Source organism: Arthrobacter sp. H20 (genome assembly GCF_000520515.1).
Classification (GTDB): Bacteria; Actinomycetota; Actinomycetes; order Actinomycetales; family Micrococcaceae; genus Arthrobacter_D.
Genome location: NZ_KI914712.1, coordinates 148,752 through 168,586, shown reverse-complemented (window position 1 = coordinate 168,586; position 19,835 = coordinate 148,752). Strand labels below are relative to the sequence as shown.

Sequence of the window (19,835 nt, the reverse complement as noted above, 5' to 3'; positions counted from 1 at the left end):
ATCGGCGTATGGAAACTACCGAGGTTGTCCGGCGGTACTGGTCGTCAGTATGGAGCCGGGACTGGAACGCCGTGGGACAGACGCTCGCCGAGGATATCGAGGTCTTCTGGCCCGTCACGCGTGAGATCATCCGTGGCCGGAACAACATGATCGCGGTGAACGCGGAGCACCCCAACGGGTGGAGCATCGACGTCCTGAACGTCTACGACGCCGGCGAGGTAGTGGTGTCCGAGGTCCAGGTGCCGCAGGAGGACGTCGGTATCTTCCGTGTGGTGTCCATCTGGACAGTTGCCGACGGCGTCATCATCTCAGGGCGCGAGTACTGGACGCTGTACGGCGGCGAAGACGGCCGCGACTGGAGACGCAAATACTCCAGCCTCGGCGACCTGCCCTCCTAGCCCATGTCAGCGTAGCGCTTTGCCTGAGCGAGCGCGTCCCGCGGCTGATCGACGTCGAACGCTGGTCCATAGCCGGGTGTATCCCGCTGGAAACGCCAGCCCTCAGCGAGCGCGCCGGCGTCGACCGTGTCAAAGCCGAACTCCGAGACCAACTCTGCAACCGCCTGTTTGGCATCAGCCGAGTCGCCAGCGATGGGTAACGCCCTGCGGCCCGGTGTCCCTTCAGCTGTGCCCTTGGTTGTTAGGTCGCCGGAGTGGATGTTGTTGAACGCCTTCACCACGTGCGATTCCGGCAGGAGATCCTGCGGCAGCTCGGCGGTGGTGGTGGCCTCATTATCGAGGACGTCGACCTGCCCGTCGCGCTCCGGGTAATAGTTGTTCGTGTCAACGACGATATTGCGGGCGAGCGGCTCGGCGGGCACTGACTCGATGCTCTTCAACGGGATGGTCACGACGACGACGTCGCCAGCCTCGGCCGCTTCGGTGGCCGTTCCCGCACGCGCTGTCCCCGTGCCCTCGGTGTCCCCCAGCTCGGCGACCAGATCCTGAAGGGTTTCCGGGCCGCGCGAATTGCTCACCACCACGTCATACCCGTGCGCCACTGCCAACCGCGCCACCTGTGAGCCGATCTCAGGCGGGGTAGGCTGCCCGCAGTTCGCGCATGCTGAGCCTGCCGCAGCGTTCAAGGGCCGGGAGTAAACCGATGGCGCTGTCCACATCGTGAGTGTCCAGCCGGCGCTTGAGCAGGCCAGCCAGCGCGGCGAGCTGGTGAAGTCCGAGCATTTTGCTTGAACTTTCGATGCTCAGGATGACATCCATCAGCTTGGGCTCATCCCGGTCTTCAGCGGCACGGTTGAGCCGGTAGAAGCGCTGGTCCCACATTCCGATGGAGATCTGGATGAACGCGTGGTACGCCGCCGGGTTCTCAAGTTCGCGCTCCAACTCCAGCAGCGCATCGGGGGAATGAAGGGGCAGAGCTTCGAACGCGTAGTCGATCATTCTCTCCTGTTCCTTCCTCAGCCCGGCTGGCTCGGTAACCCGAGGCAGCCGACGTCTGGAATTAACAGGCTAGAGCGCCATGCAACCAGGCGCACGAGTGGCAGGTACTCGAATCCTCACCGGAGACTACCTGTGCATCTCCTGCGCGAAGACAACTTTCTAAGGTTCGCCTAGGGTGACAGCGTGTCGAAGGCGTCAGCGGCGTGCTGTCGGGCCCCCGGGTTGCCCAGGTGAAGGGTGAGCGCTGAGCCTGCCGCAAGTACCGCGTCGACCACTGGGAGGCCATACCGACGGCGTAGTTCGCGGGATACTCCCATGCTGGTCAGCCCGGTGCATGCCTGCAGAATGACCTCGGCCCCCTCGTCGACCAGCCGTTCTGCCGCGAGAAAGGTTTCGTACACTCCCGACGGCGTGAGTAGGTCCTGGGTGTGAGTGACGCCGTCGGGCGATTGGGCGCCATGGAGGTGGCCGCCCAACACCCTGGCCACCGCCCCGGGCGGCTCAACGCTCAACGCCAGCACACCGATCCGCGAGCCAAGGGCCAGGGCGGCCGCCGCTCCCGCCGACCCGGCACCGACCACCGGGATATCCAACTGGTCGCGGACCTCTTTCAGGCCGGGATCCGATGAGCAGCTAATCATGATGCCGTCCACGTACGGAGCGAGGTCGGCTGCGAGAGCGATCACTTTGGGCGCAGCGACGAGGTGGGTTTCCACATCGTGGACGCCTTCGGGCTGGTCCTGCACGGCGCGGGAGAGCACCTCGACGCCGAACGCTTCACGGACTGCGCGACCATGGATGTTCAGCAGCCGAGGATCACTCGAGCTAAGAACTCTGATTAAGCCGATGCGTTTCATTGTTTCCTCAGTGGAAGGCCGGATGATCACTCATGGTGACAGCACCGGATTAACGCGGGGTTTCGGGCCGGTTAGCAATGGAAGAGCGATCAGCACAACGGCTGGCCCTGGCATGGACGGCGGACTGGGAATGCGACATAATCCCGGTAACTCAATCTCGTCGATGTGCACCCTTTGATTTGCCGGAAGGAACACCCATGGAACAGATGGTGGTAACGGGCGCCGGTCCGGTTGGCTGGACGGTTGCCGAGCAGTTGGCAGCAGCCGGCCACCGGGTGCGGATCCTCTCCAGGACCGGCAATGGGCCTGAATCATCATTGATTCAGTGCCAGGCGGTGGACGTGTCCGATCCAGTAACGGTGATGAAGGAAGTCGATGGAGCGACTGCCGTCTTTCACTGCATCCACGCCGCCTACAACGCCAACGCGTGGCGAAAGGAACTTCCCCAGGCTGAGCAGAATATCCTGGCTGCGGCAGGGAGCCAGGGCGCCGTCGTCGCTTTCCCTGAAAGCCTATACTCCTACAGCCAACCGGACCAGGTGATGACCGAGGCTGGGCCCAGGGACGCGTCGGGCGGCAAACGCGGGGTGCGGACCGACCTGCTGAAAGCACGGGAGGCGTCATCGACGCCAACCGTGAGTGTGGTCGCCGCTGACTTCTTCGGCCCTCGGGTCCTGCAGTCCCACATGGGGGAGCGCGTAGTTCCCCGGGTGATTGCAGGCCAAAGAATCAGCGTTATTGGGAGCGCCGACACGCTGCATTCGTTCACCTATGTCCCTGATCTTGCTACGGCGCTGATCGCTGCAGCCCTGGATGAGGGGGTATGGAACACTGTGCTGCACGCGCCGACCCTGAGCGCCGGAACCCAGCGTCAGATGGTCGCTGCTTTTGCCGCCGCGGCTGGCGTCCCGCCGCCCCACGTTGGAGCAGTTCCGGGGTGGGTGGTGCGAGCGCTGGGACGGGTACAGCCCCTGATGCGAGAGCTGGCTGAACTGCTGTACCAGACGGAGCGACCTTTCACCATGAGCTCCACGGCGTCGGAGAAGAAGCTGGGGCTGGCTCCCACGCCGTTGGCCGAAGCGGCTGCCGCAACGGTCAACTGGTGGCGGGACAAGTCAGCCGCGGACCAGCGCGGCTAGCCCATTGCGCCCAGGGCGTCAGACCCGGCCATCCCGGCACCCTTCAGAGGAGTTTTTCCAGGTTGCGCCTCGCACCGTCAACGGCACGCCGCGCACCACGGGCGGCGCGGTCTGCGCCGGACTGTTCCCGTTCGGCGTCGTCGATCTGGCTGTCAAGTGCCCTGAGATCGGACCTCAACTCGGTGAGGCGGCGCTGCAGGTCATCTATTTCGCCGGCTACACCGGTGCGGCGGTCCTGAAACTGCTCGAGCAGTCGTCCGGCGTCCTCGGCATCGGCGTCGGCCTCCGCCAGCGCGCGTTCGGCATCCTGAAGACGGCCGCGGGCACTTTCGACCCGCTCGTCATAGTCGGATTCCGCGGTCCCTGATCCTGCTGGGGCAGAAACCCCGGTACCCGAGGCCCGATCGAACGGCCCGCCCACCGCACCCTCAAGGTCGACGGCGTCCCAGCCGCTGGCGCTCAAAGCGCGCAGGAGCCTTCCACTTGAGACAGCGGCGGCGGCATCCGGGTCAGTCATCGCGGCGCGGAACGTCTGGTCGACCTCCGCCGCAACTGAGGCGGTGACACCATGGCCCAGTTCCCTGGCCAGGGAAAGGCTGTCATTGCCCAACCCGGCCAGTAGCCGCTGCCGTTGCTGGCCCAGTGACTTCATCAGTGGTTGATCGAGGTCCGCCTGGGCGCTGCGCAAAGCAACCCCCAGCTCCAGCGCCTCATTGACGGCGTCGCGTCGATGGTGGACGAGCATGTTGATCAACCATCCCGCCATTGACGGCTTGGATAGCCGCCTGATCTGACCGGACAGCAACTCGTCATCGGTTGACTTGGCCAGCGCGTTGCGATCAGCAGTGAAGTCCTCAAGCGGCAGCGTGTACAGGTGCACAGCGGCCTTCGCCAGGGGGTGCTCGGTTGAGTGCTGTGTGGACACGGCGTCCCTTCGGTGAGGTGGGTGGGTCTGGCCCCAAATGTAACGGCGTCACCGGATGGGAAGCCAGCCCCCTGGTGACCTACCTCTCATAATTGCCGCTACCATTCCTGTAGAGATGTAGCTGCAGGTGTAGCGATCGATTGCACAATGGGGGATGAGTTGAATGGCGCTGAAGTGGGGACCCCGATTCAAGGGGGAGGGGTTGCCTGAATCACTGTTTGCGCAGGCACATGCGGCCGTGTCCGAAGTCTCCCTGATCACCGACGCCAGCCAAAATATCCTTCATGTTTCCGACTCTTTTACAGCCATTACCGGGCACCGCCCGGAAGACGTCATGGGCAAGAATTGCCAACTGCTGCAGGGTCCCGGCTCGGATCCTGAGACGATGCGTGCCATGCGGGCCGCCCTGACCGCCGGGGAGGCCTTCCGCGGCGAGATCCTTAACTACCGCAAAGACGGGTCAGCGTTCTGGAACGATCTGAGCATTGTGCCGCTGCACGATTCCGGTGGCAGACTCACTCACTTTGTCAGCGTCCACCGGGACATCAATACCCGGATGGCATTGCATGAGCAGCTGAGGTTTCAGGCCCTGCATGACCCGGTGACCGGGTTGCCAAACCGGGTAGCGCTCGCCGAGCGGCTTTCCGAAATATTCTCAGGCGCTGACCAGAGCGAGGTGACAGCCGCCGTCGGCATGATTGACCTTGATGACTTTCGTGCGGTCAACAACGCGTTCGGCCACGAAGCCGGTGACCTCCTGCTGAAGGAGTGGGCTGTGCGTATGCAGGCCAACCTGCGCGACGGCGATTTCCTCGGGCGGATGGGTGGCGACGAATTCATCCTGGTGCTGAACAACATCGACCGGGCCTCCGCCCAGGTGGTGCTCGCCGGCATTCTGGACCTGCTTCATAGCGCAGTGGAGCGACCCTTCCTGGCCGCCGGCACGAGCGTTCGGGTGGGCATGAGCATGGGGTTGGCGCTGTACCCACACGATGGGTGCGACATGGCGTCACTGCTGCGCAACGCCGATGATGCGCTGTATCAATCCAAGAAGGAGAAGAGTCATCGGGCCCGCTGGTGGACACTGGCAGCAGTGGAACGGGCGGTTAACGGTGAGTCGGAGGTCAACCATCACCAGCTCGCCACCGCGGATACCCGAGTGCTGCCTGACACAGGCGTGATCGACGGGTACCGGGAGCAACTGCGCTCGGGTGGGCTCGAGGCACATATGCAACCAGTGATTGACCTCCGTGATGGATCTGTTCACCTGTTTGAAGCATTAGCTCGCCTGCGGATGCCCGACGGGCGCCTCGTGTCACCCCACGAGTTCCTCCCCTATCTCACAGAGGCCGAGCTCGACTATCTCTTCGCCGGGATGATCAACCAGGCACTCGGGTGGGTCGCACTGTGGGACCGGGAGGGTCTGCAAGCCAACATCTCAGTGAACCTGGCCCCCAGCACACTGCTCAACCCCGATTGCCTCGACCTGGTGCGGAATGCTTTGCAGCGACACGGTATCTCCGCCGACCGGCTAGGCCTGGAGCTGTTGGAATCGCAGACCATCGAGTGGGAGGTGCAGCGCGATGCGCTGGACCAGCTGGTGGGGCTGGGAGTGGGACTGGCCATGGACGATCTCGGCGCCGGCTACAGCTCGCTGAAACGTTTGTCAGTGCTTCCCTTCAACGCCATCAAACTTGACCGGGAACTCCTCACCGAGATCCGAAGGAAGCCGGTCGAGACGCTGAGTATGATCGCCTCCCTGATCCAGATGGGTAGGGATTTCGAGATGAATGTTGCGATCGAGGGGCTGGAAGACCTGGGTATGACCGAGGCAGCGGTGATTCTTGGCGCGCCGTTGGGTCAGGGATATCACTTTTCCCGCCCCCTTCCCGCCGCCGAGGCATCCGCGTGGGCCCGCGGTTTCGCCCTCGACGTACACCCTCATACTCCGAGAACCTACCTGGGCGGATTGGCTTACCATTGGCAGTTCGCCCGGCTGGGGGCTCCGCATCCGCGGCCGCTCAGCAGGTGTCCGCTGACCGGGCTGCTCGCTGACAGCCCAGCCAGCGACGACGTCGTCCGCTGGCATGCTCAGCAGCACGCTGTCGAGGCGAGCCATCCGTCGTCGGGCCGCTTGCTGGTCGACTGGCTGGTCCAGCAGATTCGCAGCAAGGCGGTTGTCGGCACCGCGGCATTCACCCCGGTCTAGGTAGCTCATTCAGCGCCTCGATTCCCGGTGCGCCTCGGTGGAGCACCCAAGCCTGCTTGACTGCCACACAGGACTAACTCCCGGAAGGGACACATGTTTGAGACATTTGTTAAGTTCTCAGTAACTGTTGGAGACGTGGAGATCGGCGGCAGGGTCTCCCACGCGACGGCTGACCCCAAGCCGGCGCTCTTGCTGCTGCACGGGCATCCCGAATCTCACCTGATGTGGCACAAGATCGCCGACCAGCTCACTGAGCACTACACGGTGGTGATGCCTGACCTGCGAGGCTACGGCTCGTCGGGAACCCCGGCCAGCGACCCGGAGCACCACACCTACAGCAAACGCACGATGGCTCGCGACCAGGCGCTGTTGATGGAGCACTTCGGCGCCGAACGCGGATTCGACCAGTTTGCTGTCTGCGCGCACGACCGCGGCGCCCGGGTGGCCCACCGGCTGCTCGCCGACTACCCGCACCTGGTGACTGCAGCAATGCTTCTGGACATTGCCCCCACCCTCGACATGTATGAATCGACTGACAGGGCATTCGCCGAGGCCTACTTCCACTGGTTCTTCCTGATCCAGCCGCGGCCTCTGCCGGAGTCTCTGATCGAGGCAAACCCCCGTGCCTACATTGAGAACCTGATGGGAAGTCGGTACGCCGGGCTCACTCCGTTCCCGCGGGAAGTTCTCGACCAGTATGTTGCGGCCCTGTCGCGCCCCGGCGCAGTGCACGCCATGTGCGAGGACTACCGGGCGTCGTCGTCAATTGACCTTGACCACGACCGCCAGGACCGATCCAACGGCTTCCTGATCACCACTGAACTCCGGGTGCTGTGGGGGCAGCACGGAGTCGTCGGCAAGCAGTTTGATCCGCTGTCTCTCTGGCGGGCGGTTGCCCCCAACGTCACCGGCAGGGCGCTCGACGCCGGGCACTACCTCCCCGAGGAAGCGCCCCGGGACGTCCTGAACGAGATCCTGAAGTTCCTCTAGTAGACGAGCCCGAAGACCCGGGCCGCCAGGGTCATCGTGGTGATGGCGGTCAGCACCAGCCTGTCATGGGAGGATTCAGACCATGACCTTCTCTGACCGTTCCGGCCGCAAACCGATCGTCACCGTACTGATGGGCGACCGCCCGGTTGTAGGGCTGGAGCGCGTCGGAGCGCTGGCTGAGATCCGCGAGACTGACGCGGCAGGACTCCCCGCTGCGCTCCGCGGAGCTGACGTTCTCTACCTATGGGATTTCTTCTCAGGTGCTCTGGAACCGGCCTGGAACCACGCCGATTCCCTGCAGTGGCTCCACGTCGCAGCAGCCGGCGTGGACAAGCTCCTTTTTCCCGGCCTGATCGAATCGCCGGTCACTGTCACCAATGCCCACGGCGTGTTTGACCGCCCCATGGCCGAATATGTGCTGGGTGCCATGCTGTTTTCGGCCAAAGGCTTCGGGCAGACCCGGGACCAGCAGCACAACCGGGTCTGGGGGCGGCGCACCACCCGCAATATTGCCGGCGCGCGAGTGCTCATCGTGGGAACGGGCAGCATCGGCCGGTGCACTTCACGGCTCCTGAGAGCCGCGGGTGCCGACGTCGACGGCGCCGGCCGGGTCGGACGATCCGCTGACCCGGACTTCGGCATTGTCCACGCCAGTTCAGACCTGGCCGGTATAGTCGGCGCCTATGACTACGTGGTCCTGGTAGCACCGCTCACGCCTCAGACCGACGGAATAATCAGCGCCGACGTGCTCGCCGCCATGGCCCCGACGTCGGTGCTGATCAATGTGGGACGGGGACGCCTCGTCGACGAAGCGGCGCTGGCTCGGGTGCTCGACGACGGCGGCATTGCCGGTGCGGTCCTGGACACCTTCGCCGTCGAGCCACTCCCGCCAACCAGTCTGCTCTGGGGGATGAAGCAGGTGCTCATCTCTCCGCACATGGCCAGCGACGCAGACTCCTGGCTGGAAGATCTGGCGCTGCAGTTCGAGAGCAATTTCCTCACGTGGCAGTCGGGAGAACCGCTGCCCCACCCGGTGGACAAGGCGCTGGGGTATGTGCCGACGTCGGACTCCGGAAAGTGATGAGGGCACGCTGCTTTCTCCCGCACCGGAATAGATCCCGTTCCTGTGGGCGTTGGAGCTAATAAGTTTTCCTTCCCGCACCCTCGTCAAAGGATTAGTTGTGCCCCATAGTGCCCAGCCCGCCGCTGCAACCAGTTCGGGTGTGACCCAGTCGGCCGAGCGCCAAGAGGACGCAACTGACGCCAAGCGCAACAAGCTGGTCATCTCGCTGCTCCTGGTCTCAGCTTTTGTGGTGATCCTCAACGAGACCATCATGAGCGTTGCGTTGCAGTCGCTGACCGTTGACCTCGGGATCACCGTCAGCGCCGGGCAGTGGCTCACCACAGCGTTCATGCTCACCATGGCAGTTGTCATTCCCGTCACCGGGTTCCTGCTGCAACGGTTCCACACCCGCCCGGTGTTCATGGCCGCCATGTCCCTGTTCAGCATGGGTACCCTGGTGTCGGCACTGGCACCCGGGTTCGAGGTATTGCTGGTGGGCCGGATCATCCAGGCCAGCGGAACCGCCATCATGATGCCGCTGCTGATGACCACCGTGATGACCCTGGTGCCGCCAGCTTCACGCGGCCGCACCATGGGCAACATCGCCATCGTCATCTCGGTGGCACCAGCGATTGGCCCCACGATCTCCGGTCTGATCCTCAGCGTGCTGGACTGGCGCTGGCTCTTCTGGCTGGTCCTCCCCATCGCCGTCGGCGCCCTGATTCTCGGCGCCACCCGCATCCAGAACGTCACCACTCCTCGACGCCTGCCGATCGACGTTCTGTCAGTGATCCTCTCAGCCCTGGCCTTCGGCGGAATGATCTATGGCCTCAGCCAGTTCGGTGAAGCAGCCGAGGGTGGTGGACCAGTTCCCCCCTGGCTACCCCTGCTTGTCGGCGGCGGAGCGCTGGTCCTCTTCGTCCTGCGGCAGCGCGGCCTGCAGCGCGCCGACCGCGCCCTGCTGGACCTGAGGACGTTCAAGTCCCGCACCTTCACCATCTCCATCCTGGTGATCTCGGTGTCCATGATGGCGCTGTTCGGAACCATCATTCTGCTGCCGCTGTATGTGCAGAATGTCCTCGGCCTGTCGCCGGTGGTGGCCGGTCTGCTGCTGTTCCCGGGTGGCCTGACCATGGGTCTACTCGGCCCCATCGTGGGTCGTATCTTCGACAAACGCGGGCCGCGGGTCCTGGTGGTGCCCGGCGCTATCCTCGTGAGCCTGGTCTTCTGGGGGCTGACCATGCTCAGCGAGACCACTCCATTCCTGATGGTGATGGTCGCTCACGTCTTCCTGAGCATCGGCCTGGCGCTGATGTTCACTCCGTTGCTCACATCGGCCCTCGGGTCGGTCCGTCCCCAGCTTTACTCCCACGGCAGCGCGATCGTCGGCACGGTCCAGCAGCTGGCCGGGGCCACGGGCACCGCACTGTTTATTTCGTTACTGACAATCCAGTCGACCGCTTTGCTCAGCGACGGCGCCACCGAGGTCGCTGCCGAAGCCGGCGGCATCCAGGCCGCCTTCCTTTGCGGTGCGATCGTGTTCATGTTCGCCGTCGTCGCTGCGTTCTTCATCAGGAAACCCGTTGAGGTACCAGTCGACGGAGCCGAAGCCCCGGTCGACGGAGCCGGAGTGCCAGCCGCCCACTAACCGGCTCCAATTAGGGGTGCCTGGTTCCTTCTCCCTTGAGCACGGCCAGGTACCCCTCGCGGAAGGTCGGATAGGTGAAGTCGAATCCGGTGGCACTTAGCAGCGCGTTGCTGAGGCGTTTGCCGCCGGAGCGCTGGGTGCCGCCGGAGCGCGACGTCGTCGGTCCGGTGGGCGGGATCGGCAGGCCCATCTCGCCCGCAAGGTATTTCAGTACTTCACCCTGGCTGACCGGTTCATTGTCCACCCCCACATAGACCGGTCCTGGATCGGCGACCCGGGTCGTCAGGTGCACGATCGCCTCGGCCGCATCATCGCGGTGAATCCGGTTGGTCCACTGGATCTCCTCGGGAATCACCGCGGTCCCCGCCCTGAGCTGGTCGATCAGGCGGGTGCGGCCGGGCCCATAGATCCCTGACAGGCGCAGGATAGTGGCGTCGGGGCGCCGTGCGCGCAGCTGATCCTCGGCGCTGGCAAGGATCGTGGCGGTGGCGGTTCCAGGCGACACCGGAGTCGATTCGTCGACCCACTCGCCCTCCTCACCGCCATAAACAGCTGTTGAGGACACCAGCAGGACGTGCGCTTTGACGCCGTCACGGTCCAGAGCGTCGAGCACGTTGGTGGTGGCGGTCAGATAGGCAGCGCGGTAGGCGTCCTCGGTGCGGCCGTCGGCTGCTGTGGCCAGGACCACGATGCTGGTATCGACCGGAAGCCGTGGCAGCTCGCCGGTGAGGTCCACGGCGGCGCCCTCGATGTCCGCGGGGAGCTTCTCAGGTGACCTCCGCCAGCCGATCACCCGGTGCCCGGCTGCGGCGAATCTCAGCCCGGCCTCGGTCCCCAAGTCCCCACAGCCGGCGATCAGGACCGTTCCCGATGCAGCGCTCACGATGTTTCCCTTCTCGAACCAGCCTAAAAGCCGTGACAGTCGAGTCTACAGGGACGGGCCGCAGTAGGTTGGGCGTCGATCGGGCGCGGCAGAGTCAATCAGTCCCACTGATCGGGGCCGGTCAGTGGGAATGTCTAGACATTCCCACTGATGGCTCGTGATCAGTGGGAAGAAGTGGTGCTCAGCGGACGGTCACCCGTGCGTCGTCGGGCTGGGGCTCCCGACCCACCCGGGTAGCGGGCTGGTCCGGAACCTCAGGCAGCGCCCGAGGACGCTTCTTCCGCCGTGACGTCACCGACCGCCCATACACGGCGTACATGCTCAAGCCCATGATGATCATGAGCAGCACCGTGTAGACCAGGGTCAAGACCATTGCATCGCTGATATTGTCGCCGTCGGTGCTGTTCTTGATCACAATTCCCAGCGGCTCATACAGCGGCGAGTAGAGGAACACAGCTGTGTCGTAGTCATCGAGGAGACTGTTGAAATTCAGGGCGGTGATTGCCGCAGCGGTGGGCAAAACGATCGGCAGCAGCACCCGTCGGAACGTGTACAGGGACTTCGCCCCCAGAATCCGTGCCGCATCCTCCACCGAGTCGCTGACCGAGTAGAAGGCAGCCTTCAGCATTCGCAGGGTGAACGGGATTTTGATGATGATGTACGCGACCAGGAGGACCCAGACCGTTCCCGTCAGCACCTGCCCACCGATCAGGGCATTGGGACGGTCGAAGGTGAGGATGAGCCCCAGAGCAATCATGGTGGATGGCAGAATCCAGGGGATGTGCAACAGATACTCGGCAACTGTCGTGGCAGCGTTCTTGTACTTCTGCAGGATACGGGCGACGAACAGCAAGCCGCCGACGACGACAACGGCCGCCGCCGCACTGTAAAGGACGCTCACGATGAACGGCTCAAACGCACTCTGGGTGGTGAACACGGTGATGTAGTTATCCAACGTGAACCGGTCCCAGGACAGGGTGGCGGTCTGGATGCTGGCGGAGTCGGTGAAGGAGAACACGACGATCAGCAGGATCGGCAGGGTGTACACCACGAAGAGCACATAGGCGACGACGTGCACCACCGCGTTGGCCACCGGGTTGGTTATTTTCTGCTTCTGCATGGTCGCTGAGACCTTGGAGACGGAGAAGTAGGTGCCACCGCGTTCCACCCGGCTCATCACCGCGAGCAGGATCATCGTGGCGACGCCGAGGATCAGCGCCAACAGGGCCGCGATGTCACGGGACGTGGTGCTGCCGGAGAAGGTGAGGATCAGCGGGGTGACTGTCTGGAAGTTGGGACCGCCCAGCACCTGCGGTGCAGTGAGTGCGGTCAGACCGCCGAGGAACACCAGGATGGTGATCGCGAACAGGATGGGGCGCAGCACCGGCAGGACAATCCGCCACAGGACGGTCAGCGTCGACGCCCCCATGCTTTTGGCTGCCTCGATGGTCTGGAAGTCCACCTTGTTCAGCGCCGAGGTGAGGAACAGCATGTGGTACGACGTACTGGCGAAGGTCATCACGAAGACGACGGCCAGGAATCCGGTGAACCATTCGGCGTTCATCCCAGGGAAGTAATTCAGGAGCAGATTGGTGATGAACCCGTTCTGCCCGTAAATGAACTTGTAGCCGGCCACCAGGACGATGCCGCCGTAGATCAGGGTGGTGGCATAGCCCAGCCACAGGATACGCGAGCCCCGAATGTCGAAGTACTGGGTGACCAGCACAATGAAAATGCCAACAATGTTGACTGTCACGGCCAGGACGATCGCGAGAATGAAACTGTTGCCCAGCGATTTCATGGCGCGGTCGGAGCTCAACAGCTTGTCGACTGACCGTGGGGTGAACTCGCCGTTCGGGAAGAAGGTGGTGGCGAGCAGTCCCACATTCGGGGCAATGAGGAAGGTGACAATGAACCAGGTCAGCACCACTGAGGTCACCAGGACCATGGGGGAGCGGACCATTGACCGCAGCGATGTCTTCATCAGGCCGTCCTCAGTACTGAAGTACGTTGTCGGGGTTGATGAACAGGTCGACGGTTGCGCCGAGGTGGAGCGCACGTGGACCGTTCTCGGTGACCAGCGTCTTGATGCTGTTGCCGCCGACGTCGACCGTGTACCGGCTGTGCATGCCGTGGTAGCTGCGGGCCGTCACCCGACCGTTGACCTTCACGGCGGCGGCGCCGACCAGGTCGCGGGCCAGCCCTACCTTCTCCACCCTGAGGTAGGAGCTCTTTGCCGGATCAAGCTTCCGCATTGACACGGCGTTCAGTCGCTGGATCAGCGCGCCGTCCAGCACGTTGATGTCACCGATGAAATTGCAGACGAACTCTGTGGAGGAGGAGTCGTAGATCTGTTCGGGCGGTCCCACCTGTTCCACCACGCCCTTGTTGAATACGGCAATCCGGTCGCTCATGGTCAGGGCTTCGTCCTGATCGTGGGTGACATACACGGTGGTAATCCCGAACTGGCTCTGCAGGTCCTTCAGTTGGCCGCGCAGTTGTACACGCAGCTTCGCATCGAGGTTCGAGAGTGGCTCGTCCAGCAGCAGGATCTTCGGCTGCAGCACCAACGCGCGCGCAATGGCGACGCGCTGCTGCTGGCCGCCGGAGAGCTCGGAGATGTTCTTGTTCAGCTGCTCATCGGTCAGCTCCATTTTTGCAGCAATGTCGGCGACCAGGCGTTCGGTATCGGCCTTGCTTTCCTTGCGGACCTTGAGTCCGAAGGCGATGTTCTCCCACACATTCATGCTGGGGAACAGGGCATAGTTCTGGAACACCATGCCGATGCTGCGCTTGTCGCTGGATAACTGGGTGACCCGCTTGCCGTCCACGTAGACCTCGCCGCGGCTGGGGTTCACGAACCCGGCAAGGGTGCGCAACGCCGTCGTCTTGCCGCAACCCGACGGGCCAAGGAGAGTGAAGAACTCACCCTCCTTGACCTCAAGATTGAGGTTAGGCACCGCCACGAAGCCGTCAAACGAGACTTCAATATTCTCGTACCTGATCATCAGGGCATGTATTCCAGTTCAATCTTTTCCACCCACGGTGAAATGTTGTCCCGGATGAACTCCCAGTCCAGGTCCTGTGGAGGAAGAGACTCGTACTGCTCAACGACGGCGGGATCCGCCAGCTCGAGTGCACCCTCATTGGCGGGCAGGGTTGAGAATTCTTCGGCGAAGCCGCCCTGAACCTCAGCACTACCGAACCAGTCGATGAACCGCTGCGTCTCCTCCTGCTTGCTCGTGCCCTTGACCATTGCCACCTGTTCGACGGCGTAGGGGATCCCGACCGACGGTTCAACCACGCCAGCAGCAATCCCGTACTCGGCCTCGCGGGCTGGCAGTCCGCTGATGGTCATTTGGCCCATGTCGACAGTGCCCGAAGCCATCCGCGCGAAGAGGTCCTCGCCCTCCACGGCCGGCGAGCCGTTCTCGAAGTACCCCTGTACCTGGGCCCAGCCCTCGTCGGAAATCCCCAGGTCGCCACTTTCGTCCTGGTAGCGCGTGAGAATGCCGGCCATCACTATCTGCTCGGTTGCGCCCTCAAGAGAGTTGACCGACTCGTAGCGGTCGTGGAAACGCTCGTCCTCCCAGAGGTCGGTCCAGTCCGACGGCGCCTCGCGCTCGGGGACGGCGTCGGAGTTGTAGGCCAGCACGATACCCTGCTGCACCAGCGGCCAGAAGGCTTCGCCGTCGCCGAGTCCGGGATCCACTTCGCTGGACCAGGCGGGTGTGTACGGCTCAAGGATGCCCTCAGCCTTGATCTGTTCGAAGTACATGTTGTTCAGGCCGAAGACGACGTCGGCCACCGGGTTCCCTGCCTCGGCAATGACCCGGTTGGTTAGATCTGCACCGCCGGCGCCGACAATCTCCAGGCTGAACCCGGCTTCCGCAGCTTCAGCTTCAATCCATTCACCCTTGCCGTCGGAGTTGGAGTTGGTGTAGACCACCAGAGTGGCGCCCTCAGCCGATTCCCCATTGCTGGTCTCGGTGGACCCGCCACCACACCCGGCAAGGAGCAGCGCCGCCGCCAGGGTGGCCGTAACCGAAATAGTTCTACGCACGTCGTATTTCCCTTCTCGCCCCCGGACGAGAACCGTGGAGGGCTGAGCCAACAGCTGGGCACGAATCCGTGCCCACTTGCCCATGCTTGTCCAGCCCGGTGGAGGGAATACAGCTCGTTAGTGAACTGCCGGTGAACTGCTCACTACCTTTGGGCCAAGGCTGCAACCTCGTCCGTCCGGGCCGCGGCGTCGGCGTGCTTGTCCTTCCGGTGCCGGAGCTGGCCGATCAGTGTCACCACCGAGGTGAGGACCGCCGAGAGTGCAATTCCCACCCAGAGATCGATGTGAAGTGCCGCAGCCCCGACGAGGGCGCCGAGCAGAATCAGTGAGATGGCTAGCGCGCGGCGCACCCAGAACTGGCTCTTTCCTCCGGCGAGACGTGAGTCCGAGGCCAGCCCGGTGATGGTGGACGTCACCACCACGGTGGTGATCTCGGCGACCTTGAGACGCTTCGCCGTTGCAGCCTGCATGCCCATGGCGAGGGCCAGTGTGCTGGTGGTGATGCTGCCCAGCAGGTGGTCGCTCGTCACATCGATCAGTGCCGTGAACACGGCCAGGCCGCCAATGAGCACTACCACCGCCAGGAAAGTCAACGAGGTGCGTCCGCTCCACCCCCCGGGGGCCTTGCGCAATACCCGCCCACCAATGACGGCGCCCACCATGAAGAAGAGCAGAGCCAGCGCTGGGCGCAGCACCGGAAGGTCGCTGCCGCCGGCGATGGCCATGCCCAGCAGGACAACGTTTCCCGTCATGTTGCCGGTGAAGACCTGGTCCAGGCCAAGAAAGCCGACGGCGTCCACCACGCCGGTTGAAAACGTGAGGACCAGCATCAGCGACAGGTGGAGTCGCTCGGTGGAGACGGGCTGACGCTTCATTGGATCCTCCGGTATGTACGAACTGCTGTTCTGAGACTGGTGTTATACGAACCGTCACATTTCAGACGGCATGTATACAAAATACACCTTTCTGTTTATTGTTGTATGCAATCGGTCACATGAGACCTGCGCCACATGCAGCCCCCGCCTCCTGAACCAAGGATAGAAATGCCGCCCACACCACGTACGCAGCCGGTCCCGCCGGACACGCGATCCCGGTCCCCGCTCAAAAAGGCCGGCGTGTTTGCCAGTGCCGCCGCAATGATCCTTGCCATGACCGCCTGCCAGCCACTTCAGGCGCTCGAACCGGCCCCCGAGAGGGAAGAGGTCACCACCGCGTCCCTCGAGGGCAAGACCATCGTGGAGGGAGGAGACCTGGTGATGGCACTGTCAGCCGAACCCGATCGCCTGGACCCGACGACGTCGTCGTCCCTCTATACCCGCTACGTCATGCAGACCATGTGCCAGAAGCTCTATGACATCGATGCCGCAGGTGAACTCATCCCTCAGCTCGCCACCGAGCTTCCCGAGGTCTCCGACGACGGCCTCACCGTCTCCATCCCGGTCCGGAAGGACGCAGTGTTCGCCGACGGGACCGACTTCAACGCCGAAGCGGTACGCAAAACCATTGACCGTCACCTGAACCTCGAGGGCTCATCCCGGGCCAGCGAGCTGGGGCCCATCACGGGCATCGAAGCGACCGACGAGTATACGGTCGAGATCACCTACGAGACCCCGTTCGCCCCGCTGACCGCCGCACTCGCCGACCGCGCGGGCATGATGCTCTCGCCGCAGGCACTCGACGCGGCGGGCGAGAACTTCGGAGACAACCCGGTATGCGTGGGCCCGTTCAAGTTCGTCGACCGCGTCCCCCAGACGTCGATCTCCGTCGAGCGGGATCCGCTCTACTACGACGCCGAGAACGTCCACCTGGACAGTATCACCTACCGGATCATCACCGACGCGAACATCCGCGCAGCGAACCTGCGGTCCGGCGACGTCCACGTGGCCGACACCATCTCACCCCAGGACATTGACGCGCTGACCCAGGAGGAGGGGATCGGCGTGCTGCAGGTTGGCTCGCTCGGCTACCAGGGCCTCACCATCAACATCGGTAACACCGACGGCGTCGGTGAACCGGTGGGCACCATCGACACGCCCCTCGCCGAGGAGGCAGCCGTCCGGATGGCCCTGTCCATGTCGATCGACCGTGAAGCACTCGTCAACACGGTCTTCAACAGCTGGTACCAGCCAGCCTGCTCACCCGTCTCCCCGGAAAGCCCCTTCACCTCCGAGCTCAGCGAGGACTGCCCGCCGTTCGATCCGGAAGGCGCCGTCGCACTGCTCAAAGAGGCAGGCATCGAAACACCGTACGAGATCGAGATGCAGGTTTCCAACGCACCCGACACGCTGCGCTTCGCCCAGGCTCTGCAGGCCGCTGTGTCCGAGGAGGGCGCGTTCAGCCTGACCATCGTTCCCGTGGAGTACTCCACCCTGCTGGACGTCCAGTCCCGCGGGGACTTCGAAATGCTGCAACTCGGCTGGTCGGGCCGTGTAGACCCGCACGGCAACATGTTCAACTTCCTCTCCACCGGCGGGGGTAACAACTACTCCGGCTACAGCGAGGACGACGTCGACACCCTCCTTCGGGAGGCGGCCCAGACCATCGACGAAGCCGAACGCGCCGACTTGTACGGCCAGGTGATCGAGAGGGTACAGGAAGACAACCCGCTCATCTACCTGTACCGGGTGCGCAGCCTTACCGCGTACACCACCGACATCGCCGGGGTGGAAACCTTCGCCGACGGCGTGGTGCACCTCAGCAACGTGGCGTTCATCGATGAAGCGGCAGAGGCAGCCTCGGCTGAAGCAGAAGGGGCCCAGCCATGATCCGCTATGTGGCAACCCGACTCTGGCAGTCGGCCCTGACCCTGCTCCTGGCGTCGCTGGTGGTCTTCATCGGCGTCCGGCAGCTCCCGGGCGACCCCGCCCTGGCCATGGCCGGAGAGGAAGCCAGCCCAGAACAGGTGGAGGCGATCCGTGAACAGCTGGGCCTCAACGACTCATTGACCAGCCAGTACTTCACCTTCATCGGCAACATCATGCGCGGCGACTTCGGTGAATCAACCCGCACAGGGACCGCCGTCACCGAGCTGATCGCCACCACCCTGCCCGTCACTCTGTGGCTGTCCGCCTACGCGATCGTGGTGGCCGTCGTCGTCGGGATCCTGTTCGGCGTCATCGCCGAACGGTTCCGCGGGCGTTGGCCCGAATGGTTCGCCAACGGGTTTGCGCTCGTCGGCTTGTCGGTGCCGAACTTCTGGCTCGGCATCCTCGCGATCCTGTACCTGTCGGTAACGCTCGGCTGGTTCCCGGCGTCGGGGTATGTGGACGTGGCTACCGACCCGTTGCGCGGCCTGTACTACCTGACCCTCCCGGCCGTCATTCTGGGCACCGGACTGGCCGCCGTGATCATGCGGCAGACCCGTGCGTCGATGATCGAAACCATGAGCACCGACTACGTGCGGACCGCCCGGGCCAAGGGCCTGGGCCGGGGCCGGGTGCTGATGCGGTACGGCCTGCGGAACTCGCTGATCGTGGTGGTCACCATCGTGGGGCTGCAGCTCGGCGGCCTGATCTCCGGTGCCGTGGTGACTGAGCGGATCTTCGCACTGCCCGGCTTCGGAAAACTGACGCTCGACGCCGTGTTCACCCGTGACTACCCGGTCATCCAGGCAGTGGTGCTGATCATCACCATGTCCTACATCGTGATCAACCTGGCCGTGGACATCCTGTACTCAGTCGTCAACCCGAAAATCCGAGTCGGAGGAGCCAACTAATGGCCGCTACTGAAATCGCTCCTACGGGGACCGGCCCCGGAATCGGGCCCGAGGGAGCGGGCCTCGGCTCGGCCCGCGGCCGGATCTGGCGCTCACTGCGCCGCAACCCGCTGGGCATTGCCGGTGGCATCATGCTGGCCATCGTGGTCCTCGCAGCGGTGCTGGCTCCCCTGATCGCACCCTACGATCCCACCGAGGTCCACTTCGATGCACCCTTCCAGGACCCCCTGACCGTGGGGTACCTGCTGGGAACCGATGACCTGGGCCGGGACATTTTCTCGCGGATGCTCTTCGGCATGCAGGCATCCCTCCAGGTGGGCGCTCTGTCCGTGCTGCTGGCCGTTGTCGTCGGCACGCCCCTGGGGCTGCTGGCCGGCTACTGGAAAGGGTTCGACGCCGTCATCTCCCGCCTCACTGACGTCACCCTGGCCTTCCCGTTCCTGATCATCGCCGTCGGACTGGCGGCGATCAGCGGGCCAAGCCTGTCAAACGCCGCCATCGCCCTGGGGATCGCGCAGATCCCGACCATGATCCGGGTGGTCCGCGGCGAAACGCTGCGAATCAAGGAGAGCGACTTCGTCCTTGGCGCCCGCACCATGGACGCGTCGGGGCTGCGGATCATGGCGCAGCATGTGCTGCCCAATGCGGCGTCGGCGATCATTGTGCAGGCCACGGTTATCATGCCGGTCGCGGTGATCGGTGAGGCGCTGCTGTCCTTCCTCGGTCTCGGGATCCAGCCGCCCACCCCTAGCCTGGGTATCATGCTCTCGGATGCGCAGCAGTACATTTTCAGGTCTCCCACTGCCGCCATCTTCCCGGGCGTTGCGATTGCCGTGATCTGCCTGGCCTTCAACCTGTTCGGGGACGCCCTGCGCGACGCCCTCGATCCCACCAGTACCTCAAGTTCCCGCTCCCGAACACGTAAAAAGAACCGAAAGTGACGTCG

18 protein-coding genes are annotated in these 19,835 nt (G+C 63.7%); 9 read left to right on the top strand and 9 right to left on the bottom strand.

The window, feature by feature from the left end:
- The first annotated feature begins 8 nt into the window (after positions 1-8).
- A complete protein-coding gene (locus Y703_RS0103235) occupies positions 9-398 on the top strand; it encodes a nuclear transport factor 2 family protein (RefSeq protein WP_026551571.1) in 390 nt (129 codons plus the stop codon).
- Here the strand turns inward: Y703_RS0103235 and Y703_RS0103230 are convergent.
- The 3 genes from Y703_RS0103230 to Y703_RS17595 form a co-directional block, all read right to left on the bottom strand.
- Positions 395-1,027, bottom strand: a complete 633-nt coding sequence (locus Y703_RS0103230; protein WP_026551570.1) for an NADPH-dependent F420 reductase — start codon at positions 1,025-1,027, stop codon at positions 395-397. The two genes, Y703_RS0103235 and Y703_RS0103230, sit on opposite strands and share 4 nt — an antisense overlap.
- Before the next feature lies 1 nt (position 1,028).
- Positions 1,029-1,397: a hypothetical protein gene (locus Y703_RS0103225; RefSeq protein WP_026551569.1), complete on the bottom strand. Its 369-nt coding sequence runs from the start codon at positions 1,395-1,397 to the stop codon at positions 1,029-1,031.
- 170 nt (positions 1,398-1,567) lie between these two features.
- Positions 1,568-2,254, bottom strand: a complete 687-nt coding sequence (locus Y703_RS17595; protein WP_051427238.1) for an aspartate/glutamate racemase family protein — start codon at positions 2,252-2,254, stop codon at positions 1,568-1,570.
- Between the two features lie 197 nt (positions 2,255-2,451).
- Here Y703_RS17595 and Y703_RS0103215 point away from each other — a divergent pair, with 197 nt between their 5' ends.
- Positions 2,452-3,393 (top strand): NAD-dependent epimerase/dehydratase family protein, encoded by a 942-nt coding sequence (locus tag Y703_RS0103215; RefSeq protein ID WP_026551568.1) that lies wholly within the window; start codon positions 2,452-2,454, stop codon positions 3,391-3,393.
- A gap of 43 nt (positions 3,394-3,436) precedes the next feature.
- Here Y703_RS0103215 and Y703_RS20680 read toward each other — a convergent pair whose 3' ends face one another.
- Positions 3,437-4,318 (bottom strand): hypothetical protein, encoded by an 882-nt coding sequence (locus tag Y703_RS20680; RefSeq protein ID WP_051427237.1) that lies wholly within the window; start codon positions 4,316-4,318, stop codon positions 3,437-3,439.
- A 202-nt stretch (positions 4,319-4,520) separates the two neighbouring features.
- Here Y703_RS20680 and Y703_RS0103205 point away from each other — a divergent pair, with 202 nt between their 5' ends.
- The 4 genes from Y703_RS0103205 to Y703_RS0103190 all read left to right on the top strand — a co-directional run bounded on the left by Y703_RS0103205 (position 4,521) and on the right by Y703_RS0103190 (position 10,228).
- Positions 4,521-6,527: a putative bifunctional diguanylate cyclase/phosphodiesterase gene (locus Y703_RS0103205; protein ID WP_162148860.1), complete on the top strand. Its 2,007-nt coding sequence runs from the start codon at positions 4,521-4,523 to the stop codon at positions 6,525-6,527.
- Between the two features lie 93 nt (positions 6,528-6,620).
- Positions 6,621-7,517, top strand: coding sequence for an alpha/beta fold hydrolase (locus Y703_RS0103200; protein ID WP_026551566.1), 897 nt, complete (start codon positions 6,621-6,623; stop codon positions 7,515-7,517).
- An 82-nt stretch (positions 7,518-7,599) separates the two neighbouring features.
- Positions 7,600-8,598, top strand: coding sequence for a D-2-hydroxyacid dehydrogenase (locus Y703_RS0103195; RefSeq protein WP_026551565.1), 999 nt, complete (start codon positions 7,600-7,602; stop codon positions 8,596-8,598).
- Positions 8,599-8,740: 142 nt separating this feature from the next.
- Complete coding sequence (locus Y703_RS0103190) at positions 8,741-10,228, top strand: MDR family MFS transporter (protein WP_155849389.1); 1,488 nt, start codon at positions 8,741-8,743, stop codon at positions 10,226-10,228.
- Between the two features lie 10 nt (positions 10,229-10,238).
- Here the strand turns inward: Y703_RS0103190 and Y703_RS0103185 are convergent, their stop codons facing one another.
- The 5 genes from Y703_RS0103185 to Y703_RS0103165 all read right to left on the bottom strand — a co-directional run bounded on the left by Y703_RS0103185 (position 10,239) and on the right by Y703_RS0103165 (position 16,049).
- On the bottom strand, positions 10,239-11,111 hold the full coding sequence (locus Y703_RS0103185; protein ID WP_035763582.1) for an SDR family oxidoreductase: 873 nt from the start codon (positions 11,109-11,111) through the stop codon (positions 10,239-10,241).
- A 181-nt stretch (positions 11,112-11,292) separates the two neighbouring features.
- A complete protein-coding gene (locus Y703_RS17585) occupies positions 11,293-13,095 on the bottom strand; it encodes an ABC transporter permease (protein ID WP_081743365.1) in 1,803 nt (600 codons plus the stop codon).
- 10 nt (positions 13,096-13,105) lie between these two features.
- Positions 13,106-14,119, bottom strand: coding sequence for an ABC transporter ATP-binding protein (locus tag Y703_RS0103175; protein ID WP_026551562.1), 1,014 nt, complete (start codon positions 14,117-14,119; stop codon positions 13,106-13,108).
- Entirely contained in the window at positions 14,119-15,258 is a 1,140-nt protein-coding gene (locus Y703_RS0103170) for an extracellular solute-binding protein (RefSeq protein ID WP_343212865.1), read from the bottom strand. Before Y703_RS0103170 ends, Y703_RS0103175 begins: the two co-directional genes overlap by 1 nt.
- Before the next feature lie 59 nt (positions 15,259-15,317).
- Positions 15,318-16,049, bottom strand: coding sequence for a YoaK family protein (locus Y703_RS0103165; RefSeq protein WP_026551560.1), 732 nt, complete (start codon positions 16,047-16,049; stop codon positions 15,318-15,320).
- Between the two features lie 168 nt (positions 16,050-16,217).
- Here Y703_RS0103165 and Y703_RS17580 point away from each other — a divergent pair, with 168 nt between their 5' ends.
- From Y703_RS17580 to Y703_RS17575, 3 genes are read left to right on the top strand one after another with little or no spacing between them, the layout of a single operon-like run.
- Positions 16,218-17,939: an ABC transporter substrate-binding protein gene (locus tag Y703_RS17580; protein ID WP_081743364.1), complete on the top strand. Its 1,722-nt coding sequence runs from the start codon at positions 16,218-16,220 to the stop codon at positions 17,937-17,939.
- The gene (locus tag Y703_RS0103155; protein WP_026551559.1) at positions 17,936-18,889 is read left to right on the top strand and encodes an ABC transporter permease; all 954 of its coding nucleotides are present in this window, start codon (positions 17,936-17,938) and stop codon (positions 18,887-18,889) included. Before Y703_RS17580 ends, Y703_RS0103155 begins: the two co-directional genes overlap by 4 nt.
- Entirely contained in the window at positions 18,889-19,830 is a 942-nt protein-coding gene (locus Y703_RS17575) for an ABC transporter permease (RefSeq protein WP_081743363.1), read from the top strand. Before Y703_RS0103155 ends, Y703_RS17575 begins: the two co-directional genes overlap by 1 nt.
- Positions 19,831-19,835: the final 5 nt, after the last annotated feature.